Origin of the sequence: Paenibacillus lautus NBRC 15380 (assembly GCF_004000945.1) — a bacterium.
GTDB lineage: Bacteria > Bacillota > Bacilli > Paenibacillales > Paenibacillaceae > Paenibacillus_AQ > Paenibacillus_AQ lautus.
The window spans coordinates 34,850-53,681 of record NZ_BIMF01000012.1 but is presented as its reverse complement, the minus strand read 5'-3'; the positions used below and the strand labels follow the sequence as shown (position 1 = coordinate 53,681).

At 50.5% G+C, this 18,832-nt stretch carries 16 protein-coding genes and 1 riboswitch; of the genes, 7 read left to right on the top strand and 9 right to left on the bottom strand.

Translation table 11 applies throughout. The features are described from left to right. Positions 1 to 291: 291 nt before the first annotated feature. The 4 genes from PLA01S_RS20060 (at position 292) to PLA01S_RS20045 (ending at position 4,167) form a co-directional block, all read left to right on the top strand. Positions 292 to 1,272, top strand: coding sequence for an ABC transporter permease (locus PLA01S_RS20060; RefSeq protein WP_100539970.1), 981 nt, complete (start codon positions 292 to 294; stop codon positions 1,270 to 1,272). A 30-nt stretch (positions 1,273 to 1,302) separates the two neighbouring features. Beyond that, entirely contained in the window at positions 1,303 to 2,187 is an 885-nt protein-coding gene (locus PLA01S_RS20055; RefSeq protein ID WP_127593728.1) for a carbohydrate ABC transporter permease, read from the top strand. Between the two features lie 69 nt (positions 2,188 to 2,256). After that, the gene (locus tag PLA01S_RS20050; RefSeq protein ID WP_127593727.1) at positions 2,257 to 3,807 is read left to right on the top strand and encodes an extracellular solute-binding protein; all 1,551 of its coding nucleotides are present in this window, start codon (positions 2,257 to 2,259) and stop codon (positions 3,805 to 3,807) included. Between the two features lie 183 nt (positions 3,808 to 3,990). Next, the gene (locus PLA01S_RS20045) at positions 3,991 to 4,167 is read left to right on the top strand and encodes an aspartyl-phosphate phosphatase Spo0E family protein (protein ID WP_100539973.1); all 177 of its coding nucleotides are present in this window, start codon (positions 3,991 to 3,993) and stop codon (positions 4,165 to 4,167) included. A gap of 31 nt (positions 4,168 to 4,198) precedes the next feature. Here PLA01S_RS20045 and PLA01S_RS20040 read toward each other — a convergent pair whose 3' ends face one another. The 6 genes from PLA01S_RS20040 to PLA01S_RS20015 form a co-directional block, all read right to left on the bottom strand. Continuing rightward, complete coding sequence (locus PLA01S_RS20040) at positions 4,199 to 5,014, bottom strand: TatD family hydrolase (protein ID WP_127593726.1); 816 nt, start codon at positions 5,012 to 5,014, stop codon at positions 4,199 to 4,201. A gap of 79 nt (positions 5,015 to 5,093) precedes the next feature. Next, entirely contained in the window at positions 5,094 to 5,927 is an 834-nt protein-coding gene (locus PLA01S_RS20035) for an ABC transporter ATP-binding protein (protein ID WP_127593725.1), read from the bottom strand. A gap of 54 nt (positions 5,928 to 5,981) precedes the next feature. Next, positions 5,982 to 6,737, bottom strand: coding sequence for an ABC transporter permease (locus PLA01S_RS20030; RefSeq protein ID WP_127593724.1), 756 nt, complete (start codon positions 6,735 to 6,737; stop codon positions 5,982 to 5,984). Next, a complete protein-coding gene (locus tag PLA01S_RS20025; RefSeq protein WP_127593723.1) occupies positions 6,734 to 7,027 on the bottom strand; it encodes an MTH1187 family thiamine-binding protein in 294 nt (97 codons plus the stop codon). Before PLA01S_RS20025 ends, PLA01S_RS20030 begins: the two co-directional genes overlap by 4 nt. Positions 7,028 to 7,116: 89 nt before the next feature. Beyond that, positions 7,117 to 8,148 (bottom strand): ABC transporter substrate-binding protein, encoded by a 1,032-nt coding sequence (locus tag PLA01S_RS20020; RefSeq protein WP_127593722.1) that lies wholly within the window; start codon positions 8,146 to 8,148, stop codon positions 7,117 to 7,119. Between the two features lie 115 nt (positions 8,149 to 8,263). After that, positions 8,264 to 8,375, bottom strand: a riboswitch (TPP riboswitch). Between the two features lie 174 nt (positions 8,376 to 8,549). Continuing rightward, a complete protein-coding gene (locus PLA01S_RS20015; RefSeq protein WP_127593721.1) occupies positions 8,550 to 8,933 on the bottom strand; it encodes a VOC family protein in 384 nt (127 codons plus the stop codon). Positions 8,934 to 9,192: 259 nt separating this feature from the next. On the opposite strand from PLA01S_RS20015, the gene PLA01S_RS20010 reads away from it, so the two are divergent. Then, positions 9,193 to 10,728, top strand: a complete 1,536-nt coding sequence (locus PLA01S_RS20010) for a GGDEF domain-containing protein (protein ID WP_127593720.1) — start codon at positions 9,193 to 9,195, stop codon at positions 10,726 to 10,728. Positions 10,729 to 10,937: 209 nt separating this feature from the next. Beyond that, the gene (locus PLA01S_RS20005) at positions 10,938 to 11,984 is read left to right on the top strand and encodes an EAL domain-containing protein (protein WP_127593719.1); all 1,047 of its coding nucleotides are present in this window, start codon (positions 10,938 to 10,940) and stop codon (positions 11,982 to 11,984) included. A 229-nt stretch (positions 11,985 to 12,213) separates the two neighbouring features. Here PLA01S_RS20005 and PLA01S_RS20000 read toward each other — a convergent pair whose 3' ends face one another. From PLA01S_RS20000 to PLA01S_RS19990, 3 genes are all read right to left on the bottom strand, one after another. Next, positions 12,214 to 14,517, bottom strand: a complete 2,304-nt coding sequence (locus tag PLA01S_RS20000; protein ID WP_127593718.1) for a glycoside hydrolase family 65 protein — start codon at positions 14,515 to 14,517, stop codon at positions 12,214 to 12,216. Between the two features lie 90 nt (positions 14,518 to 14,607). Continuing rightward, positions 14,608 to 15,258: a beta-phosphoglucomutase gene (pgmB, locus tag PLA01S_RS19995; protein WP_127593717.1), complete on the bottom strand. Its 651-nt coding sequence runs from the start codon at positions 15,256 to 15,258 to the stop codon at positions 14,608 to 14,610. A 121-nt stretch (positions 15,259 to 15,379) separates the two neighbouring features. Continuing rightward, complete coding sequence (locus PLA01S_RS19990; RefSeq protein ID WP_100539983.1) at positions 15,380 to 16,414, bottom strand: LacI family DNA-binding transcriptional regulator; 1,035 nt, start codon at positions 16,412 to 16,414, stop codon at positions 15,380 to 15,382. 607 nt (positions 16,415 to 17,021) lie between these two features. On the opposite strand from PLA01S_RS19990, the gene PLA01S_RS19985 reads away from it, so the two are divergent. Further along, positions 17,022 to 18,719: an alpha-amylase family glycosyl hydrolase gene (locus PLA01S_RS19985; RefSeq protein ID WP_127593716.1), complete on the top strand. Its 1,698-nt coding sequence runs from the start codon at positions 17,022 to 17,024 to the stop codon at positions 18,717 to 18,719. Positions 18,720 to 18,832 lie beyond the last annotated feature (113 nt).

The following is an 18,832-nucleotide window of genomic DNA, read 5'->3' as shown; positions in this document are numbered from 1 at the left end:
GGATGAGTTGAAAAGATCATATCTTCCCAATTGAGGTTGGGTCAACGTTATCGATTAACCGAATCCGACGTTCATTCGCCGTGGAAAAAAAGTGCAATGCAAGGAAACGAAAGGTTCCTCAATACCTTAGAGACCCAAGCATTTCCCTGTGTTGTGCAGCGAACGGACAGGGGATTGAGTCGGCGGAAAAAAAGTGGAATTGCAGGGAATGTTGCAACCGTTTACATTAGGACTACATTCCGTGAACGGTATGTTGAACGAGATGACAAGGCTGAAAGTGAGGGAGTATCGATGAAAGCACAAGAAACCGTTCAGTCGGCAAAAGGAAACGGGAGCCCCCCCATAAGCGTGAAGTCCAAAACGAAGTGGGGGCGGATATGGTCGGATGTTGTGCGCGACAAGTATTTGTACGTGCTGGCCTTGCCGGGACTGATCTTTTTTATCATTTTCAAATATATTCCGATTACAAATCTCGTGATTGCCTTCCAGGAGTATTCTCCATACTTTGGGGTGTTCGGAAGCCCCTGGGTTGGGTTCGAGCATTTCACCAGGTTTTTCTCCAACGATGATTTCTGGATGCTGCTGCGCAATACGCTGGCGATCAGCTTTCTAAGCTTGATTTTCTTTTTCCCTGCACCGATCATTTTATCTTTGATGCTGAATGAAGTGCGAAGCTCCTTCTATAAGCGGACCATTCAATCCCTGGTGTATATCCCCCACTTTTTATCCTGGGTATTGATCTACGGCCTGACCTACCTTATGTTTTCGCAATCGGAGGGCTTGTTTAATAAGTGGCTTATCTCCATGGATTGGGAGACGATCGATATTCTCTCCAACCCGAACTACTTCTGGGGTATGCTGACGGGACAATCCATCTGGAAGGAAGTCGGCTGGGGAACCATCATCTTTCTCGCGGCCATCGCCGGAGTGGACCCGCAATTATATGAAGCAGCCGTCATGGACGGTGCGGGCCGTATGAGACGGATGTGGCATATTACCCTGCCCGCGATGCGCAACGTGATCCTGATTCTGTTGATCCTCCGTCTGGGAACGATTCTGGATACGGGATTCGAACAGATTTATCTGATGATGAATGCACCTGTTACCAATGTAGCCGAAGTGTTCGATACCTATGTATACCGGGTAGGGATTCGGCAGGGAGAGTTCAGCTACAGTACGGCCATCGGATTATTCAAATCGATTGTCGGCGTCATTCTGGTGGTCACGGCCAACCGGTTGGCGAGGCGGTACGGTCAAGAAAGCTTGTACTAATGGATGGGCGAAGACAAGGAGGAGTAAAACATGCATGAGAAAGGATGGAAAACCAGGCTGTTCGGGCTTGTGAATAACGGACTGCTGCTGATCATTGGTTTGGCAACGATATTTCCGATTTATTATACCGTTATTTTGTCGTTTACCGATCCGGTGGAGTATTATCAACGAAGCTTGATATTATGGCCGCGGGTTTGGACGCTGGATGCTTATAAGCATTTGCTCTCCAACGGATTGTTTGTCACCTCGATTTCCGTGAGCGTGTTCCTGGCCACGGTCGGCACGCTGCTCAGTCTGCTCGTTACCGGGGGCATGGCTTACGCGGTGTCCCGCAAACGCCTTCGGTTTCGCAAGGGGATCATGATTATGGTGTTAATCACCTTTCTCTTCACACCGGGGCTGGTTCCGCTGTATCTGGTCGTCCGAAATGTGGGACTCATTGACAGCGTCTGGTCGCTGATCCTGCCCAGCTTGACCAGCGCGTGGTATGTGCTGCTCATGAAGGGATTCTTCGACAGCATTCCGGACAGTCTGGAGGAAGCCGCGATGATCGACGGCTCCAATGATATCGGCGTATTCTGGCGAATCATTCTGCCGTTGTCGCTGCCGGCGCTGGTGGCTTTCGGATTGTTCTTTGCGGTCGGCTATTGGAATACGTACTTCAACGCACTGATGTTTATTAACGACCAGAAGATGTGGCCGCTGCAAGTATTGCTGCAAAATATGCTTGTGGATCCAACGACGATGGGATCGGGGAGCGGCGGCGGATTCGCCTTCCAAGTGAACCGTCCCGTTCCAACGGAAACGTTGAAGATGGCGGCGGTCGTTATTGCAACCGTTCCTATCATGTTAGTGTATCCATTCCTGCAGAAGCACTTCGCCAAAGGAGCGATGGTAGGCTCTGTCAAGGAATGAATCGATATACGGTCTATCTGCCATCATGATCAGTCAGGCGAGATGTATCATTATAAGGGAGGTCTAATTATGAGAAAAATGGAAACAAAGCCGGGCAAGTCGTTTTTAAAAATGTCGGGGGTGCTGCTCTTGGCAAGTTCGCTCTTGCTTAGCGCATGCGGCAGCCGAGAAGGAAGTGCACCTGGCGATAACGAAGGCGGAACAGACAGCAGTGAACCTACAAGCATTACGATACAGACCCTGAATTATGCCACCGAATTCATAGACAATACCAATGCACTATGGAAAGAGCTTGAGAAACGCACCAACACCAAGCTGAATATTACGTGGCTGTCGCCGTCCACGGCCGAAGAGAAGATCAATGTCATGCTGGCATCCGGCGATCTTCCAGAGGTTACTTTCGTGGAAACGATGCAGAACCCGCAGCTGCAGAAAATGCTGAAGCAGGGAGTCTTCTGGGATCTGACGCCGTTTCTTAAAGACTACCCGAATTTGAACCGCGAAGAACTGAAGGAAATGTGGGAAATCACCAAGATGGATGGCAAGAACATCGTCATTCCTCGTTATTATCCCAGCTATGGCGGCGGCGTCTTCCCGATGATCCGCAAGGACTGGCTGGATGCCCTTCAGCTGGAAACACCCAAAACGCTGGATGAGTTCCATAACGTGTTAAAGGCTTTTAAAGAACAGGATCCGAATGGTAACGGACAGGCCGATGAGATTCCATATGCCGCAAATCCGGGGGCTCTCGCTTATATTTATAATATATTTAATGAAACGCAAGGGTCTTGGAAGCTTCAACCCGATAATACCCTGACTCCGATTATGACATCGGACGAGTCAAGGGAGGCCATGTTGTGGATTAAAAAGGCTTATGACGAGGGCCTGTTCCCCAAAGACTTCACTATCATGAAGTTCTCGCAGGTGATGGATACGATGCGAAGCGCCAAGGCAGGGGTAGGGGGCATGTCCATGAACCATGCCTGGGTGACCGGCGAATCCGTGAAAGGCGTTGACCCCAAGGCGGATCTGATGCCGCTTGCTTACTTGGAGAATGCTAACGGGGTGAAGTATACGCCTTCAGGATCGCCGTACTATGGCGTGTACCTGATTCCGAAGAAAGTGCCGGAGGCGAAAGTGAAGAAAATCCTCGAGTTTTTCGATTACGGTTATAGTCAAGAAGGCAATGAAATGCTGACCTACGGAATCGAAGGTGTCCATTACAATGTGGAGAACGGGAAGAAGGTTGCAACCCCGCAGGCCGCTGTAGATAAGACGGGTGACGGCAACTTGAACAATATGATTCACCTCGTCAGCGACGATATGGCCATCAGCGCGGTAGGGATGCCGGATGAAGTATATGAACGGAACGTAGAGATCGTCACAGAGCGTAAGACGGTCAAGGTTCCGAATCCTTCGGGAGAGCTGTATTCGGAAGCCTATAACAAATACTATCCCGAGCTTTCCAAGAAAGTGGAGGATATGCGGGTCATGGTCATCACGGGCAAAGAACCGGTTGAATCGTACGATAAACTGATCGAAACGATCAAGAGTGATCCGAAGATGAAGGAAATTACAGACGAGATGTCAAAGGCATATCAGGAGAAGTATGTTAAATAGGTACGTTAAATAAGTACGTTAAATAATGGAATCCAAAACCACAATGCTGCAGCTTGCATTGTGGTTTTTTGGCGTGAATAACAGAAATAGCCCCTCCATGTTATATTTCTGATGTCTAATATTAAACATCCTATAATTTTACATTAAAGCATAAAATATTACATGAGGGGAGGATTTAAAGTCATGGAAACGAAGGAAGGCATAAAGTTTAATATCGAGCAAGAACGGCATAAGCTTCATAAGATGAAGCAGCGGTATCGTGATTTTAATCATCCCAAAGTCCTCAGACAATCAATCGTGCTCGATGAGTTGATTAATCAATATAACCGATTTCTTAAAGAGAACAAGCCGATTGCGTAAACAACCGACTTGAGCTGAATGTAGATTCTTTTTATAGATCGTAAAGTCTCGCGGCGTTCTCATACAAAATCCTGCGGGCCTCGGATATGGACAACCCCTGAAGCTCAGCCCATGCCGCAGCCACAGAAGCCGTCATCCGTGGATGGGTCATCTGTCCGGTGAACGGACCCTCGAACGGCCAAGGACCATCGGTTTCGGTCATGACGAGATGATCCGGATATCTACATGCCATATCACGAATTTCTTCCTCATAGAGGATGTCAGGCGTAAAGGAAATAAAGTATCCGTTACCCGCCATCCGCTGCAAGGTGTCGCGTGAGCCCTTGAACCAATGAAAATGGGCACGAGTAACGCCGTATTTTTCGAGCAAATCACATGCGATATCCGCATCTTCATATACAGCGTGCAGAATGACCGGTTTATGATGCTTTTTAGCAAATGCTATAAATTGTTCCAGCAGATCGGCGTAAGGACGGTTATCCCAGGGACGGCCCTCCGATTCAGCCTCCAGCCTGGCGTAATAGGGGAGACCCACCTCTCCTACGGCAACCATCTTATCGGCATGCTCTGCCATCCAATCCAGCAGTTCTTCGATTTCGTCAGAGGAAGGGAGGGGCTGCTCCGGATGATAACCGAAAGCTGGCCGCACCATCGGTCCGTACTGCCTGGCCAGCTCCAGGTTTCGCTTGCAGGAAGCCAGATGCATGGAGACGGAGATGACGGATTGAACCTCATGATGGCGGATATCCGCGAGAATCGCTTGTTGATCGGATAACGAATAACTATCCAGATGAATATGAGTGTCCATCAGTGGGAAATCCGCTTCACGCTGCATGAATGATTTCATCGTTACATAACCTCGCTTGTAAGCTTCCATGAAGCGTTTTGCTGATCATGGATGTATGTATTCCGCTGGCCTTCATCGGTCAGCGTTTGTGCTGTTCTTCCCGCATGATGGCGGAAATTTCGGTTTTTAATGCAATGAAGGACGGATCCATCAGGATGTTTTCCCGGCGTGGACGGGAAAAAGGGACTTCTACCCTTTTCAAGATGGTTCCGGGCCGTGCCGACAGGATATAGATGCTGTCCGAGAGGAGCAGCGCCTCCTCGATATGATGGGTGATCATCAGCACCGAACGGCGCGTATCCTCCCAGATATCGAGCAGCCAGCGCTGCATATCGCTGCGCGTCAGCGCATCCAATGCGCTGAACGGTTCGTCCAGGCACATGACTTCCTGTGGACTCATCAGTGCGCGCAGAAAAGCCGCCCGCTGCTGCATTCCGCCTGAAAGGGTGTGCGGATACGCTTTTTCGAAGCCGGAGAGACCGGCCCGTTCCATCCATCTGCGGGCATGTTCCCTGGCAGCGGCTTTCGAGGTGCCCCTCAGCTCCTCGGGAAGGAGCACGTTGTCCTCCACCGTACGCCAAGGGAAGAGTGCCGGCTGTTGAGGCATATAGGCGATGCGGCCTTTTTCCCCGGTCACGTCCTGACCATCCATGAGAACGGAGCCCGCATCCGGAGCCGTTAACCCCCCGATGATATGGAAGAGCGTGCTCTTTCCGCTGCCTGAAGGACCGATCAAGGAGACGAATTCCCCGGGCTGCACCTGGAGCGAAAGATCATCCAGCACATGCACTTCGCTGCGCCGTTCACGGAAGGTTTTTCGAAGGCTGCGAACCTCAAGGGCAGGCGCTGGCGGGACCGCTGCAGAGGATCGGCCAAGCCTGTTATGATCCGACAGGGATACTTGATGTGTCATATCGCAAAACAGCCTCCTTTTATTTCTGTTAGAAAATGTCCATTCACAATGGTTTTAACCTTTTCGAGTCCAGCGGATCAGCCGCTTCTCCAGCAGGGTAATCAGCAGCACCATCAGCAGGCTGAGCAGGACGATGACCAGGATGGCAACAAACACCCGGTCCGTGCGGTAGCCGGATTTTTGCAGCATCATGTAGTAGCCGATTCCCTGGTCCGAGCCGATCCATTCCCCGATCACCGCACCCATGACCGAATAGGTGGCCGCAATTCGAATCCCGGAGAAGATGGAGGGAAGGGCATGCGGCAGCTCCAGCTTGGTGAAAATTTGCCACGAGGTAGCCCCCGCCATCTGCATATAATTCATCATGGTGCGGTCAGTACGTGCGAGTCCGTCCAAGGCCGCAACAGCGACAGGGAAGAAGCAGACCAGCGTAATCACGATAACCTTGGGCAGCATCCCGAAGCCGAACCAAATCATGAGAAGCGGGGCAAGGGCGATGGTCGGTACATTCTGGCTAAGAATAAGAAGCGGATAAAGGGCGGTTTTGAGAAAAGGCACCATGTGCAGAGCCAGCGAGATGACAAGACCGATCGCCGTGCCGATCATAAATCCGATCAGGGTTAATTGCAGGGTGGCCGCTGTATGCTGGAAGAGACCGGAAGCTCCGGTAACGGCCTCATGCCCGATGGCCGTCGGCGCAGGCAAAATAAAGGGTTCAATGTCGAATACGGATACTGCGGCCTGCCATACCATCAAAAAGAAGAGGACCGCCACAACGGGCGGCCAAACCGAACTCCACCAGCTTTTCATGGACGGTATTTCTCAGTCAGCTTATCCATGCTGATGCCGGTCGTATGATGCGCGATTTTGACTTGGGATATGATGCTGGGACTTCCCGCATTCACCAGCGCCTCGTGCATGCGCTCAACGATCTTGAGCAGCTCGGAGAGCTCTCCTTCCATGGTCGTTTCGAGTGCATGGACCTCGTATTTTACGCCCGATTCCTGAATGACCTTGATCGCTTCATCAACATAAAGGATGCTGTCGGCCCCGTTTGGCGTTCTCGGTATTACTTGAATGCTTAAGAGTGTATTCGCCATATAAACTCATCCTTTCGTGCAAGCTATATTGTAATGGAAGAGAGGCGGTCTGCTGCAAAGGCCGTCTCTCTTCTTAAATAGAAATAACCTTATGGCTGCTCCGGTAAAAATTCATTGGTAAATGCGCGGTCCGCGTCAAGTTCCTTCTCCAGCAGCTTGCGCTCAAACATCCAGTCGGCATACCCCGACCATACTTCGGCTTTCTGCTCGCCCCAACGGGATGCATCATCCTGATAACGGGGGCTCAGCCATTTCTGGCTGGCGAGAACCAGTTCGGCATCCAAGTCAGGAACAGCCTTCGTAAGCAGGGCTGCCGCATCTTCAGGATGTTGAATCGCATAGTCATATCCTTTTGAAGTCGCCCGCATGAACGCTTTGACAAGCTCGGGGTCCTCCTGGATCTGCTTCTCGTTCGTTACGATCACCGGTGTGTAATAATCAAGCTGCTCCGAGTAGTCCTTCACATAAATCATGTCAAGCGGCTCATTGCGAAGCTCGGCTTCAATCCCCGTCCAAGCATAAAAGATCCAGGCAAAATCAATGTCGCGTTTCACGGCCGTAAAATAATCGGCATCGCCCATATTGACCATATTCACCTTGCTGACATCGGCGCCATCAATCTCCATGATGGATTTCATGACGGCTTCCTCCACAGGCGAGCCCCAGCCTCCATAGGATTTTCCTTCAAAATCGCCTGCCTTCACGATGCCTTTGTCCTTGGGGGCGGCAAAGCCGGATGTATTATGCTGAATGATCGCTGCAATGGAAACGAGCGGCAATCCTTGCGTTCTGGCCAGCGTTACGCCTTCCTGATAGCTGATGCCGAACGGCACGTTTCCGGATGCAACCAGCGTATCCGTTCCGCCTGCTCCCGGCTGGACGATCTGGACATTAAGCCCTTCTTCCTCATAATACCCAAGCTCCTTCGCTGCATACAGGCCGGTGTGATTCGTATTGGCGGACCAATCGAGCATCAGCTGTACGTCACGGAGTTTCCCGGGAGTCTGACTGTCTTCGCCTTCGGCACCTGTCTTCTTGTTCTGTCCGCTTGTGCCGCATCCAGACGCAACCATCAGCAGGACGCAAGCAAGAAGCAGCAGAATCCATTTTCCCTTCTTCATCGTTTCTTCTCTCCTTTGAATTCTCTTTCTATAACCTCGTTAACTCCACAAAAAAAGCGCCCTGATGATATCAGGACGCATGACGGCGTAAGTGTATACCACGGCAAATAAACAGCTGCCGCAAACATGGGCTTCCTACGCTGGCATTACCCAGATCAGGTGTAAGGGTCAGTATCATATCGGATACACTCTCAGCCGGCCAAATTCCAGCTCCCCCGGTATTTATGAAGTTTCGATCATTACATCCGCTATTATAGTCCTAATACACCAGACCTGTCTAGTTCGAAGGGGCACGAACGAGGCAGGTCCTGGTTTAGAACACGTATGCAATTGGAAGAATGAATGGAGCTATGAACCTTTCACATAAAGGATTTGAATAAAGCTTCTACCGTACGTAGAGGTTAGCGCTGGAAGAACTCAATCCATTCCCCTTCGGGACCGTGCACGAAGAAATAGCGATACCCATTCGGGAGCGTCACGATTTCCTCATCCAAGTGAGGCACGTCCAGTCCCTGAACGCGAGTATATTCCTCTTCGATGTTATCCGTGCTGACGGCAAAATGATGAACGGTGCCTTCTGCGGGCAGCGTGTCGCTGTAACCCTGAATAAGCTCGACCTCCGTTTCGTCGCTGCCGTTAAATCCGAGGAATGCCAGCTGGATGACGCCATTGGTATGGGTAAGGCGATCCTTCAGTTCAAGTCCGACAACGGCGGTGTAAAAGGCGATCGTGGTTTCAAGGTCCCGGACGACAATGCCGACATGATCCAATCGTTTCTGTGACAAGGCTAAACACCCTTTCCGATTCATATGAGATATGAATGAAATATTATCACATAATTCCTATACGTCAAGTGGGTCTTGAGGACGGCAGCTTTTCGGAGCGTTATGGGTTTAATAGAGTAGAATCCATGGTTTTTCTTTCATTTCCTCATCTTTACTTTTGGGTGGGTAAAAAGTATCATGAGAACTAGAAGTATTAATTCGAAAGACCTAACAAACAAGTGTTGAAAAAAGCTTACCTTTTGGCCGAGGAGGAATGCTTATGAGTCCAACTCCAGCAGATCATCTGTGGATTCGACTCGCCATGATGTATGCATTCATTCAGATAATGATCGCTCTGTGGATGCCTGACGCTTTATCGCTTCAGCGTGTTCTAGTCATTATTCCTCCTGCAGCCGCCTCCGTTTATTTAATGCGGATTAGTCGGCGCTATGAGGTGCATCTTCGCAGGTTTTGGTTTATTGTGAGTCTCGGATTGATGGGGGATGCAGCGGCCCGAATCATTCACGCATGTCATGTTTGGTTTGGAAAAGACAGCGCTTTCTCTACGGTTCTAACCCATTTGTTCTGGGGGCTCGAACTCATCCTGTTCGCAAGTTCTCTCATTTATTTATTCCGGCATGTTCAGGGTTCGTTTCGGGGGCTCCGGTTTATGCTGGACATCGTGATTGTTGGCATAACGGTTATGACGGTAGGACGGGAGTATTTCATCAAACCTGAGCTTGAGGATCTGGCCCATGAGGCAGTATGGGGAAACATTTGGGTGGACATGCTGTATCCGCTGTGCGCAATGGTACTTATTTTTTTTACGCTGGTGTTGTATTTTAATACCGGACAGTTAAGGAAATGGTCGGCCATTCTGTTATGTCTTGGCGGAAGTACTTATATTGCCGGAGATGTTCTGTACATCTATCTTGTTGATCTTATGGGTATCGAGGCACGTCCCTACCTGTATCCACTCTATTCATTATCGGTATTTTTCATTAGTTTCGCAGGTGGGCAGTCTGCCCCTGATTCCCGTAAGCCATCTGTTGGCGAGCGGGAGCCGCGTTCGGTCGGAAACCTGATCGTAAGATACCTGCTTCCCTACAGCGTGCTTGGCGGGATGTTTGCCCTTATGGTGCAGCGTTTCGGAGGGTGGAATGGACTGTTTACCGGCCTATCTCTGTGCGTTATCCTGATTTTGTTCAGGCAGATTTTGATTCAGTTCGAGAACGGCCGTTTGTTTGACCGACTGCATGAAAGTCTGATGCAGAGTGAATCCCTGGCACATCGCGATGATCTTACGGGGCTGTATAATCGCCGTTATTTTAATGCAAGGCTGTCGAGTTCGCTGAAGGAGGCGGACCGCACAGGTTCCCGCGTAGGCTTGCTGTATATGGATATGAACCGTTTCAAACGAGTCAATGACCGATACGGCCACCGTGCCGGTGATTTGTTGATACGAAAGGTTGCAGACCGGCTTCAATCTCTCGAATCCAAGGGAGTCTTGGTTTCCCGTTTAGGAGGAGACGAATTCACCGTCATGATCCATCCAGCCGGCGAAGATCAGGAGCTAATCTGGATGGCGGAGGAGATTTGGACGATGCTTAGCGAGCCGTACGAGCTGGAAGGGCATGAGGTTCGAACCACGCCGAGTATCGGCATTGCGGTTTACCCGGATCATGCCAGAAATGACCAGGAGCTGATTGGCCGCGCGGATGCAGCGATGTATGCGGCGAAGGAACGGAACGCCCCTTGGCATTTTGATGTGGAGCGGACGATGCTGCTGCAGCTTTTAGATCAAAAGGTTGAGTAGAAGAATGTATGAAGATAGTATCGACAACAGGTAGTTAAAAGCAATATAAGTCGATTTTTGTAGAATTTGGCGCAATCATTGCACGAATCTTGCGCATTTCTCCTAAAACAGGTCATAACTTCGATATAAAATCCATAAAATGCAAAGAAATCATATTCAAAATGCCGATAAGAAGCATAGTGAGAGCTAGCTTGCCAAGGAGGACGAACATGATTTGCGACAATTGCAGCACCTTTGAACCGATTGAGGACCAGGGGACCATTCATATGAAGCCTGCAAGTGGCGAGCTTATTCAGTTGCTGGCAGTGAACGGCTACACGGTACATGAAAACAATGAGGGTTGTGCTGTGAACTACAAGGTACGTGCGGACCTGATCTCCATGATGAAGTGTCTGCAGCCCCTTCCGCTGAAGATTCGTCAAGAGCTGTTCTTCTGTGTTACCCGTGGAGAAACTCCGCAAATCCGGCATTCGTGGACCCCTATGCAAAAGTTCGAACTGCAGATGGAGCATTACGATATGGTAAGTATCATTTTACATAAGCAGTTTACGAGCTACATGCAGCCCATCGTGGATTCATCCGAGCAGATCGTTGCCTACGAATTTCTCATTCGTCCGGTAGAGTGGGGAGCCAGCTTCCAGCCGTATGAGCTGTTTGAGACAGCCCGTAAAACCGGATTGCATGCTTTCCTGGACCGGGCAGCACGGACCAGCGCCATTGAGACCAGTGCCGAGTGGCTTCCTATCGGCGTGAAGCGATTCGTGAACTTCCTGCCATCCTCCATATATGATGCGCAGATGTGTCTAAGCCACACGTTTAATACCATTGACAGGCTCCATCTGGATCCGAGGGATTTCGTATTTGAGGTCGTGGAAACCGAGAAAATTGATGATGTTAAGCATTTGCAATCGATTTTCGAGGTTTATCGCAGTCATGGAATCTCGGTAGCCATGGATGATGTCGGCGCAGGTTATTCCACATTGGAGCAGATGATTAAGCTTAAGCCGGATTATGTAAAGATCGACCGGAGTCTGATCGACCATTGCGATCGTAATCCCGCCCAGCAGAAGCAGCTTGAAATGATCACGAACATGGCTCATGATTTTGGGGCGATGGTGCTGGCTGAAGGCATTGAGAGACGGGAGGAGTTTCATTTTTGCCGAGATATCGGGATCGAGCTCGCACAGGGGTATTTGTTTGGGAAGCCATCTGAACGACCTCCGCGTGATCCCCATTCTCAACTCATCTATTCATAGCATACATAATCGGTATTTCCCCGCCATCTTGATGCGGAGCTTTCACATCTGATTGCCGCAGCCTTCGGCTGAGTTCGGACAATACAGATGCTAGGCATGGTGAAGACAGGTCCTTCTGAATGAGTAATGATGCCTGAAGGAGCCCATTTTCTGTAAAAACAAGAGCCCTGGAATGTTCTCCAGGGCTCTTGTTTTTATATAGGTTGGTGCATTTGAAGACGCATGCCTGTTATCTTGCGGCTTTTACCTCTCCAAATCCGTCGATGCTGTATTCCTTGCCATTCACGTTCAGGACAGCCGGCGTATCCGTTTCGTTCACGATGATGGTTTCCTTTCCTTTTACGTTGACCTTCAGGCGGGATCCGCGGAACATCACCTTAAAGGAGAAGGAAGACCAGTGACCTGGAATGAATGGATTCAAATGCAATACGCCGTCCTTCACGCGCAAGCCGCCGAACCCATGCACAACGGACATCCAGGTCCCCGCCATACTGGTTGTATGACAGCCGTCCTCGGTATCGTTGTTGTAGTTGTCCAGATCCAGGCGAGCTGTACGGAGGTACATCTCGTACGCCTTCTCCTGGTACCCAAGCTCGCAGGCGAGAATGGAGTGTACGCATGGCGAAAGGGAGGACTCGTGTACCGTGAACGGTTCATAAAAGTCGAAGTTGCGTTTTTTCGTAGCCAAGTCGTACTGGTCGCCAAGGAAGAACAATCCTTGCAGCACGTCAGCCTGCTTAATGTATACCGAACGCAGAATGCGGTCCCAGGACCAGTTCTGATTCAGGGGAAGGTGGGCTGGGTCCAATTCCTTCACCGGAACAAGCTCCTTGTTGAGGAACCCGTCCTGCTGCAGGAACACGCCGAGCTCTTCATCTACCGGGTAGTACATTTTGCTGATGATATCCTGCCATTTGGACGTTTCGACATCCTGCAGCGCAAGCTTCGCCGTAAGCTCGGCATAGCGGGAATTCTCGTTCTCTTTCAAATATTCGAGCACGTCGAGTGTGTATTCCATCGTCCAGCTGGCAATACGGTTGGTGTACCAGTTGTTGTTCACGTTGTTCTCGTACTCGTTCGGACCGGTAACGCCCAGCATCATATACTGATCCTTCGCCGGTACGTAATTCACGCGCTCTTCCCAGAAACGGGAGATTTCCACGAGCACTTCCAGACCGTATTGACCGAGGTAAGAGAAGTCGCCGGTATAATTTACATAGTTATAAATGGCATAGGCAATCGCGCCGTTACGGTGAATTTCCTCAAAGGTAATCTCCCACTCGTTATGGCACTCCTCGCCGTTCATTGTCACCATAGGATAGAGGGCGCCTTTGGTAAAGCCGAGCTTCTTGGCGTTTTCCTTCGCTTTTTCCAAGTGCTTATAACGATAAATCAGCAAGTTGCGCGAGATGCTGGCATCCGCGGTGCTCAGGTAGAACGGAAGGCAATAAGCCTCGGTATCCCAGTAGGTGCTGCCGCCGTATTTCTCCCCGGTGAAGCCCTTCGGCCCGATATTCAGACGGTCGTCTTCGCCGCTGTAGGTTTGGTTCAGCTGGAAGATGTTAAAGCGGATCGCCTGCTGGGCCGCTACATCGCCTTCAATGACGATATCGCTTTCCTTCCATTTATCGCCCCATGCATCGGCCTGCTCCTTCAGCAGCTGCTCGAATCCGGTCCGGGCCGCCGGCTCCAGCACAGCACGTGCAGCATCCACCAATTCGCCGAATCCATAATTGCGGGAAGTAACGTTAGCCACATATTTATAGATGGTGATGGCTTCGCCTTCAGATACCGGCACGCTTACGCGGTTCCCCGCATATTTCTCTTTCTCCACCAGTTCGGCTTGAAGTTCCAGCTTCTCGCCGTTCTTTAAAATGGTATAAGACATGACAGAGGTTACGTGGAAATCGAGTTTTTTGGTCTTCACGGTCAATGCAGCCGAACCTTGCGCCGCTTCCTTGAATACCTCTAGCCAGAATTTCTCGTCATAGTTGGAGTCCTTGTTCTTCACATCGCCATCGAGATATGGCGTTATCGTAAGCTCTCCAGCGAAATTGAGCGGAGTTACGGCATATCGAATGGCGCCGATCTCGTGGCGTACAATGCTGACAAAACGGACAGCTTCAACCTTGAGTTCTTTGCCGTCTTCCATGACAGCAGTGAAGCTGCGGGAGAGGAAGCCTTCCTTCATATTCAGCTCGCGCACAAAATCCTTCACCGTGCATTGGGCCAGATCAAGCGGCGCGCCGTCGATTTCAATGCCGATGCCAATCCAATTGGTGCTGTTCAGCACTTTGGCAAAATATTCAGGATAACCGTTCTTCCACCAGCCTACACGGGTTTTATCCGGATAATACACACCGGCCATATAACTGCCTTGCAGGGAGGAGCCGCTGTAGGATTCCTCGAAGTTGGCGCGCTGGCCCATAAATCCGTTCCCGATACTGAAGATACTCTCCGAGATCTCATGCGTGTGAGGATCAAAGCCCTCCTCAATAATTGACCATTCATCAAGCTTTAAATATTGTTTCACAATCATCGGCTCCTTTGTTTTTAGGAAAAATGGTTGCAGATCTATATGGGATGAAACTACTGGATGCCGTAAGCATGCGTGCTCATTCGCTTACAACTCCAGCAGACGGTCCACCGTGAACTCTTCCAAGGAGGGAAGGACGATGCTGGCCCGCCCCAAGGTTTCAGGCGAACCGATGCCGACGCTGCGCATGCCCGCACGGATGGCGGCTTCGATGCCGGCCTCGGCATCCTCGAATACGACGCAGGCGTCAGGCCGGGCGCCAAGCTCGCGAGCTCCCATCGTAAATACCTCGGGATCCGGCTTCGCTTGGGCAGTCTTCGTGCCATCAATAATGGCGTCGAAGTAAGGAGTGAGGCCGGTATTGTTCAGGATCAGCATCGCGTTCTTGCTGGCAGAGCCCAGCGCAACCTTGATGCCGCGGTCCTTCAGTGCTTGGATAAATTCGAGGGCGCCAGGCAAAATCTCGGATTCGTCCATGTTGGAAATATACTCGACATACCAAGCATTCTTCTTCTCGGCTAGCGCCAGCTTTGCGTTTTCATCGAGCGTGATTCCGCCAACCTCAAGCAGAATATCGAGGGAAGCCATGCGGCTTACACCCTTCAGGCGTTCATTGTCCTGCTCCGTAAATTCAAAGCCAAGCTCTCCGGCAAGACGCTTCCAGGCAATGTAGTGATACTTGGCGGTATCCACCAGCACGCCGTCAAGATCAAATAAACAAGCGGATAGGGTTGACATGATTATCCTCCTTAATGAATTAGTGCAAACGTTTGAACCAAGCTGCAAAAATAAAGGAAGCACCATGATGCTTCTTTATTTTGAAAATGCTTCGTGTATCTTCCGCGACTCGATCCGGCCCTTAAGGCTTCGGCAGCGAAAACATCGAGGATTCGCGGATCATCAACCGGTGCGGAATGATATAGCGGTGCGGCAGTATCGTATTGTCATCGTTACGAATGGTCTGGATCAGCGCTTGAGAAGCGGTATAACCCAGGTTATAAATCCCGATGTCCACACTGCTCAGCGGCGGGGTCGATAGTTCGGTCAATGAGATGTTGTTGAAACTGATAATAGACACATCCTCGGGAACCTTATACCCTAGCTCATGCAGTCCCCGCAGCACGCCGAAAGAGACAATATCGTCAACAATGACAAGCGCCGTCGGACGTTCAGGCAGGTTCATGAAAAAGGACATGGCGCGATAGCCGCTCTCCTGGAGGAACTCGCCTTCGACAATCCATTCTTTTCTCATCTCCAGACCCGCATCGGCAAGCGCTTTACCATAGCCTTTCATCCGGTCCTGAGATACGATCAGGTTTGGCGGGCCGCTGACAAAGCCGATTCGTTGATGTCCAAGAGAGATCAGATGCTTGGTTGCATCATAGGCAGCCTGCACATTATCCGTATCGACGGATAACAGATCTGGGTATTTCTCGCTCCGGCCGACAAGCACGAACGGATAGTTGTTGGACTTGAGAAAATCGACCACCTTATCGTCCTGCCTGGAGTACAGCAAAATGGCGCCATCGACGCGGCGACCGTTAAGCAGCCGGGATACGGCTTCGACTTCTTCCTTCTCGTTGCCGCCCGAACTGAGAACGACGTCGTATCCGGAGCGGTTCGCTTGGGTGACGATACCGCGGATCAGTTCCATGAAGAATAAGTTGAGGAACAATTCTTCCGCAGGTTTCGGCAGAATGACGCATATGCTTTCCGTCGTTTTGGAAACAAGGCTCTTGGCCATAATATTGGGATGGTAGCCCATTTCCTCCATGATCTCTTTCACCTTACGCGAGGTTTCGCGACTGATTCTAGGATGATTGGATAGCACCCGTGAGACGGTGGAGGGGGATACGCCCGCTCGTTTTGCAACATCTTTAATCGTTACAGACATAATAGGACCTCCAGTGGAACCGTTTGCGTTTTTTTTGAAAATAAGAAAGCGACTACTGGAGTTCTCTCTTAATTCAGAAGAGTAACTTCCGCTAATCGCGGACCGTTCTTCTTTATTTAATTGTGGGTCTGTCAGGCCCTGAGTATACATGATACCTATTGATCTAAAGCCATATTGATCCGGTATGTTAAACGGTTTCACACTGCTATATTAACGTTAATCGATAGGCTTGTAAATACGTATCCAAGTCAGTCCAGCGCAATTATTTCACAAATGCATCAAAAAGGAAGCAAGGGTTAGAAAACGGGAGAAAGGCCGTTATTATGGCTAGAAAAGCCCGAAAAACAACTCAAAACGGCATTGTGCAAACGATTTAACAAATCGAAAAAGTGAGTTATGATATGAATGGATAAAAACGGGCTGTCAACGACGGAGGAAGATGGAATTCAAGTGGAATCATAAAATGTAACCGTTTTACTGGAAAACACTAGTGATTTTTAATACAAACGTTTGCGCTATTCTGAGAGTGCTGTAGAGATACTATTGAATACATAAGTGCAGTAATCGGATGAACTTCAGCTGCTGCAACGAACAGGAGGTAAACAACATGATACGTTCTACATGGGGAAAACGCAGGGTTCTGCCTCTTTGGCTTGCCGCCATTGCGCTTTCGGGAAGTCTGCTGGCAGGCTGCAGCGGCACAGCGTCTCCACCGCAAGAGGAGGCTAAGCCGCCAGCGGCACCGGAAACGAAACAGCCGGATCCGAAAGCGCCCGCAACAATGGAAACAGCGGAGGTGGACGAGCAGCCCTCCGATGTCTATTATGAAATTTTTGTACGCTCATTCTATGATTCCGATGGGGATGGGATCGGTGATTTACAAGGCGTCATTGAGAAGCTGGATTATCTGAATGACGGAAATCCGGAAACTTCAGAGGATCTTGGCGTGACGGGGATTTGGCTGATGCCGATCAATCCTTCGCCGAGCTATCACGGCTATGATGTGACCGACTATCGTTCCATCCACCCGGACTACGGAACGCTTGATGACTTTAAGACGCTGCTTGCCGAAGCGGATAAGCGCGGAATCAAGGTGATCATGGATCTAGTGGTCAATCATACAAGCACGGAGCATGCCTGGTTTCAGCAGGCTGCGAAAGACAAGGCTTCGGGTACCCGCGATTGGTACATCTGGGCCGAGGATCAAGGGAAGACCCCTTCGGGAGCCAGCGCCGCAGGCAGCGATTCGCCTTGGCATGAGATGAACGGGGCTCATTACATGGGGACGTTCTGGGGCGGAATGCCGGATCTGAACTTCGACAATCCGAAGGTCCGCGAGGAGATGAAGGAGATCGGGAGGTTCTGGCTGGAGCTCGGTGTTGATGGGTTCCGGATCGATGCAGCCAAACATATTTATGAGGATCTGATGTCCGATAAAGGCGAGGCGACAACGGCCAAGAATACAGCATGGTGGCAGGAATTCCGCGCCAGCATGAGTGAGGTGAATCCGGACGCGTATATTGTCGGGGAGATTTGGGATAATTCCGCTGCGGTCATAGCGCCGTATCTGGATAACGCGTTTGATTCCGGGTTCAACTTCGGTTTGGGTGAGAGCATCATCGGTGCTGTAGTGAACGAGAAGGATAACAACCTGGCCTTTACCTTGGAGCGGACTTATGGTTTGTTCAGCCAGGTATCGGGCGGCAAGTTTTCGGATGCCGCATTCTTGACGAATCATGACATGAACCGTGTCATGTCGCAGCTCAAGGACAATGAGAATCATGCCAAGATGGCCGCGGGCATTCTACTGACCATGCCGGGCAATCCGTTTATCTATTACGGAGAAGAGATCGGGATGAAGGGAGCGAAGCCGGACGAACAAATCCGCGAGCCGATGGTCTGGTCCAATACGGGCAGCGATAAGGGACAGACGACCTGGGAGCCGCTTAAGCATAACCGGGGCGATCAGGTGCAGGGCGTGGAGCAGCAGACGGGAGACCCGGATTCTTTGTTATCCCGTTACCGCACGTTGATCCGTTGGCGGAATGATATGCCTGCGCTGAACAGCGGCACGATTGAATCCTTTGCTTCCGGCAATGGGCAGGTGATGGCTTATATCCGCCGTACAAACGATAGCGGTGCCCTAGTGGTTCATAACCTATCGGGTACGGAGCAGACGGTGGACATGGCATCGAAGAACGGATCTGCGGTATTCCAGTCATTGGCGAGAACAACCGACGACAGCGCGGCATTGGATGGTAACAGCTTAACTCTGCCGCCCTATACGACCGTCATATTGGAGTAGGCCGCTTTCCTGACTAATACAGCGAAATATGGCAAGACCCCGAGCCCCTAAGGGGGTGCTCGGGGTCTTTTTGACCTTTAGGGTCTTCCGCATGAGTCTGGAAACGTTAGATA

Coding starts and splice junctions, on each gene's coding strand:
- PLA01S_RS20060 (WP_100539970.1), top strand. CDS start 292: ATGAAAGCACAAGAAACCGTTCAGTCGGCAAAAGGAAACGGGAGCCCC.
- PLA01S_RS20055 (WP_127593728.1), top strand. CDS start 1,303: ATGCATGAGAAAGGATGGAAAACCAGGCTGTTCGGGCTTGTGAATAAC.
- PLA01S_RS20050 (WP_127593727.1), top strand. CDS start 2,257: ATGAGAAAAATGGAAACAAAGCCGGGCAAGTCGTTTTTAAAAATGTCG.
- PLA01S_RS20045 (WP_100539973.1), top strand. CDS start 3,991: ATGGAAACGAAGGAAGGCATAAAGTTTAATATCGAGCAAGAACGGCAT.
- PLA01S_RS20040 (WP_127593726.1), bottom strand. CDS start 5,014: ATGAAATCATTCATGCAGCGTGAAGCGGATTTCCCACTGATGGACACT.
- PLA01S_RS20035 (WP_127593725.1), bottom strand. CDS start 5,927: ATGACACATCAAGTATCCCTGTCGGATCATAACAGGCTTGGCCGATCC.
- PLA01S_RS20030 (WP_127593724.1), bottom strand. CDS start 6,737: ATGAAAAGCTGGTGGAGTTCGGTTTGGCCGCCCGTTGTGGCGGTCCTC.
- PLA01S_RS20025 (WP_127593723.1), bottom strand. CDS start 7,027: ATGGCGAATACACTCTTAAGCATTCAAGTAATACCGAGAACGCCAAAC.
- PLA01S_RS20020 (WP_127593722.1), bottom strand. CDS start 8,148: ATGAAGAAGGGAAAATGGATTCTGCTGCTTCTTGCTTGCGTCCTGCTG.
- PLA01S_RS20010 (WP_127593720.1), top strand. CDS start 9,193: ATGAGTCCAACTCCAGCAGATCATCTGTGGATTCGACTCGCCATGATG.
- PLA01S_RS20005 (WP_127593719.1), top strand. CDS start 10,938: ATGATTTGCGACAATTGCAGCACCTTTGAACCGATTGAGGACCAGGGG.
- pgmB (WP_127593717.1), bottom strand. CDS start 15,258: ATGTCAACCCTATCCGCTTGTTTATTTGATCTTGACGGCGTGCTGGTG.
- PLA01S_RS19990 (WP_100539983.1), bottom strand. CDS start 16,414: ATGTCTGTAACGATTAAAGATGTTGCAAAACGAGCGGGCGTATCCCCC.
- PLA01S_RS19985 (WP_127593716.1), top strand. CDS start 17,022: ATGATACGTTCTACATGGGGAAAACGCAGGGTTCTGCCTCTTTGGCTT.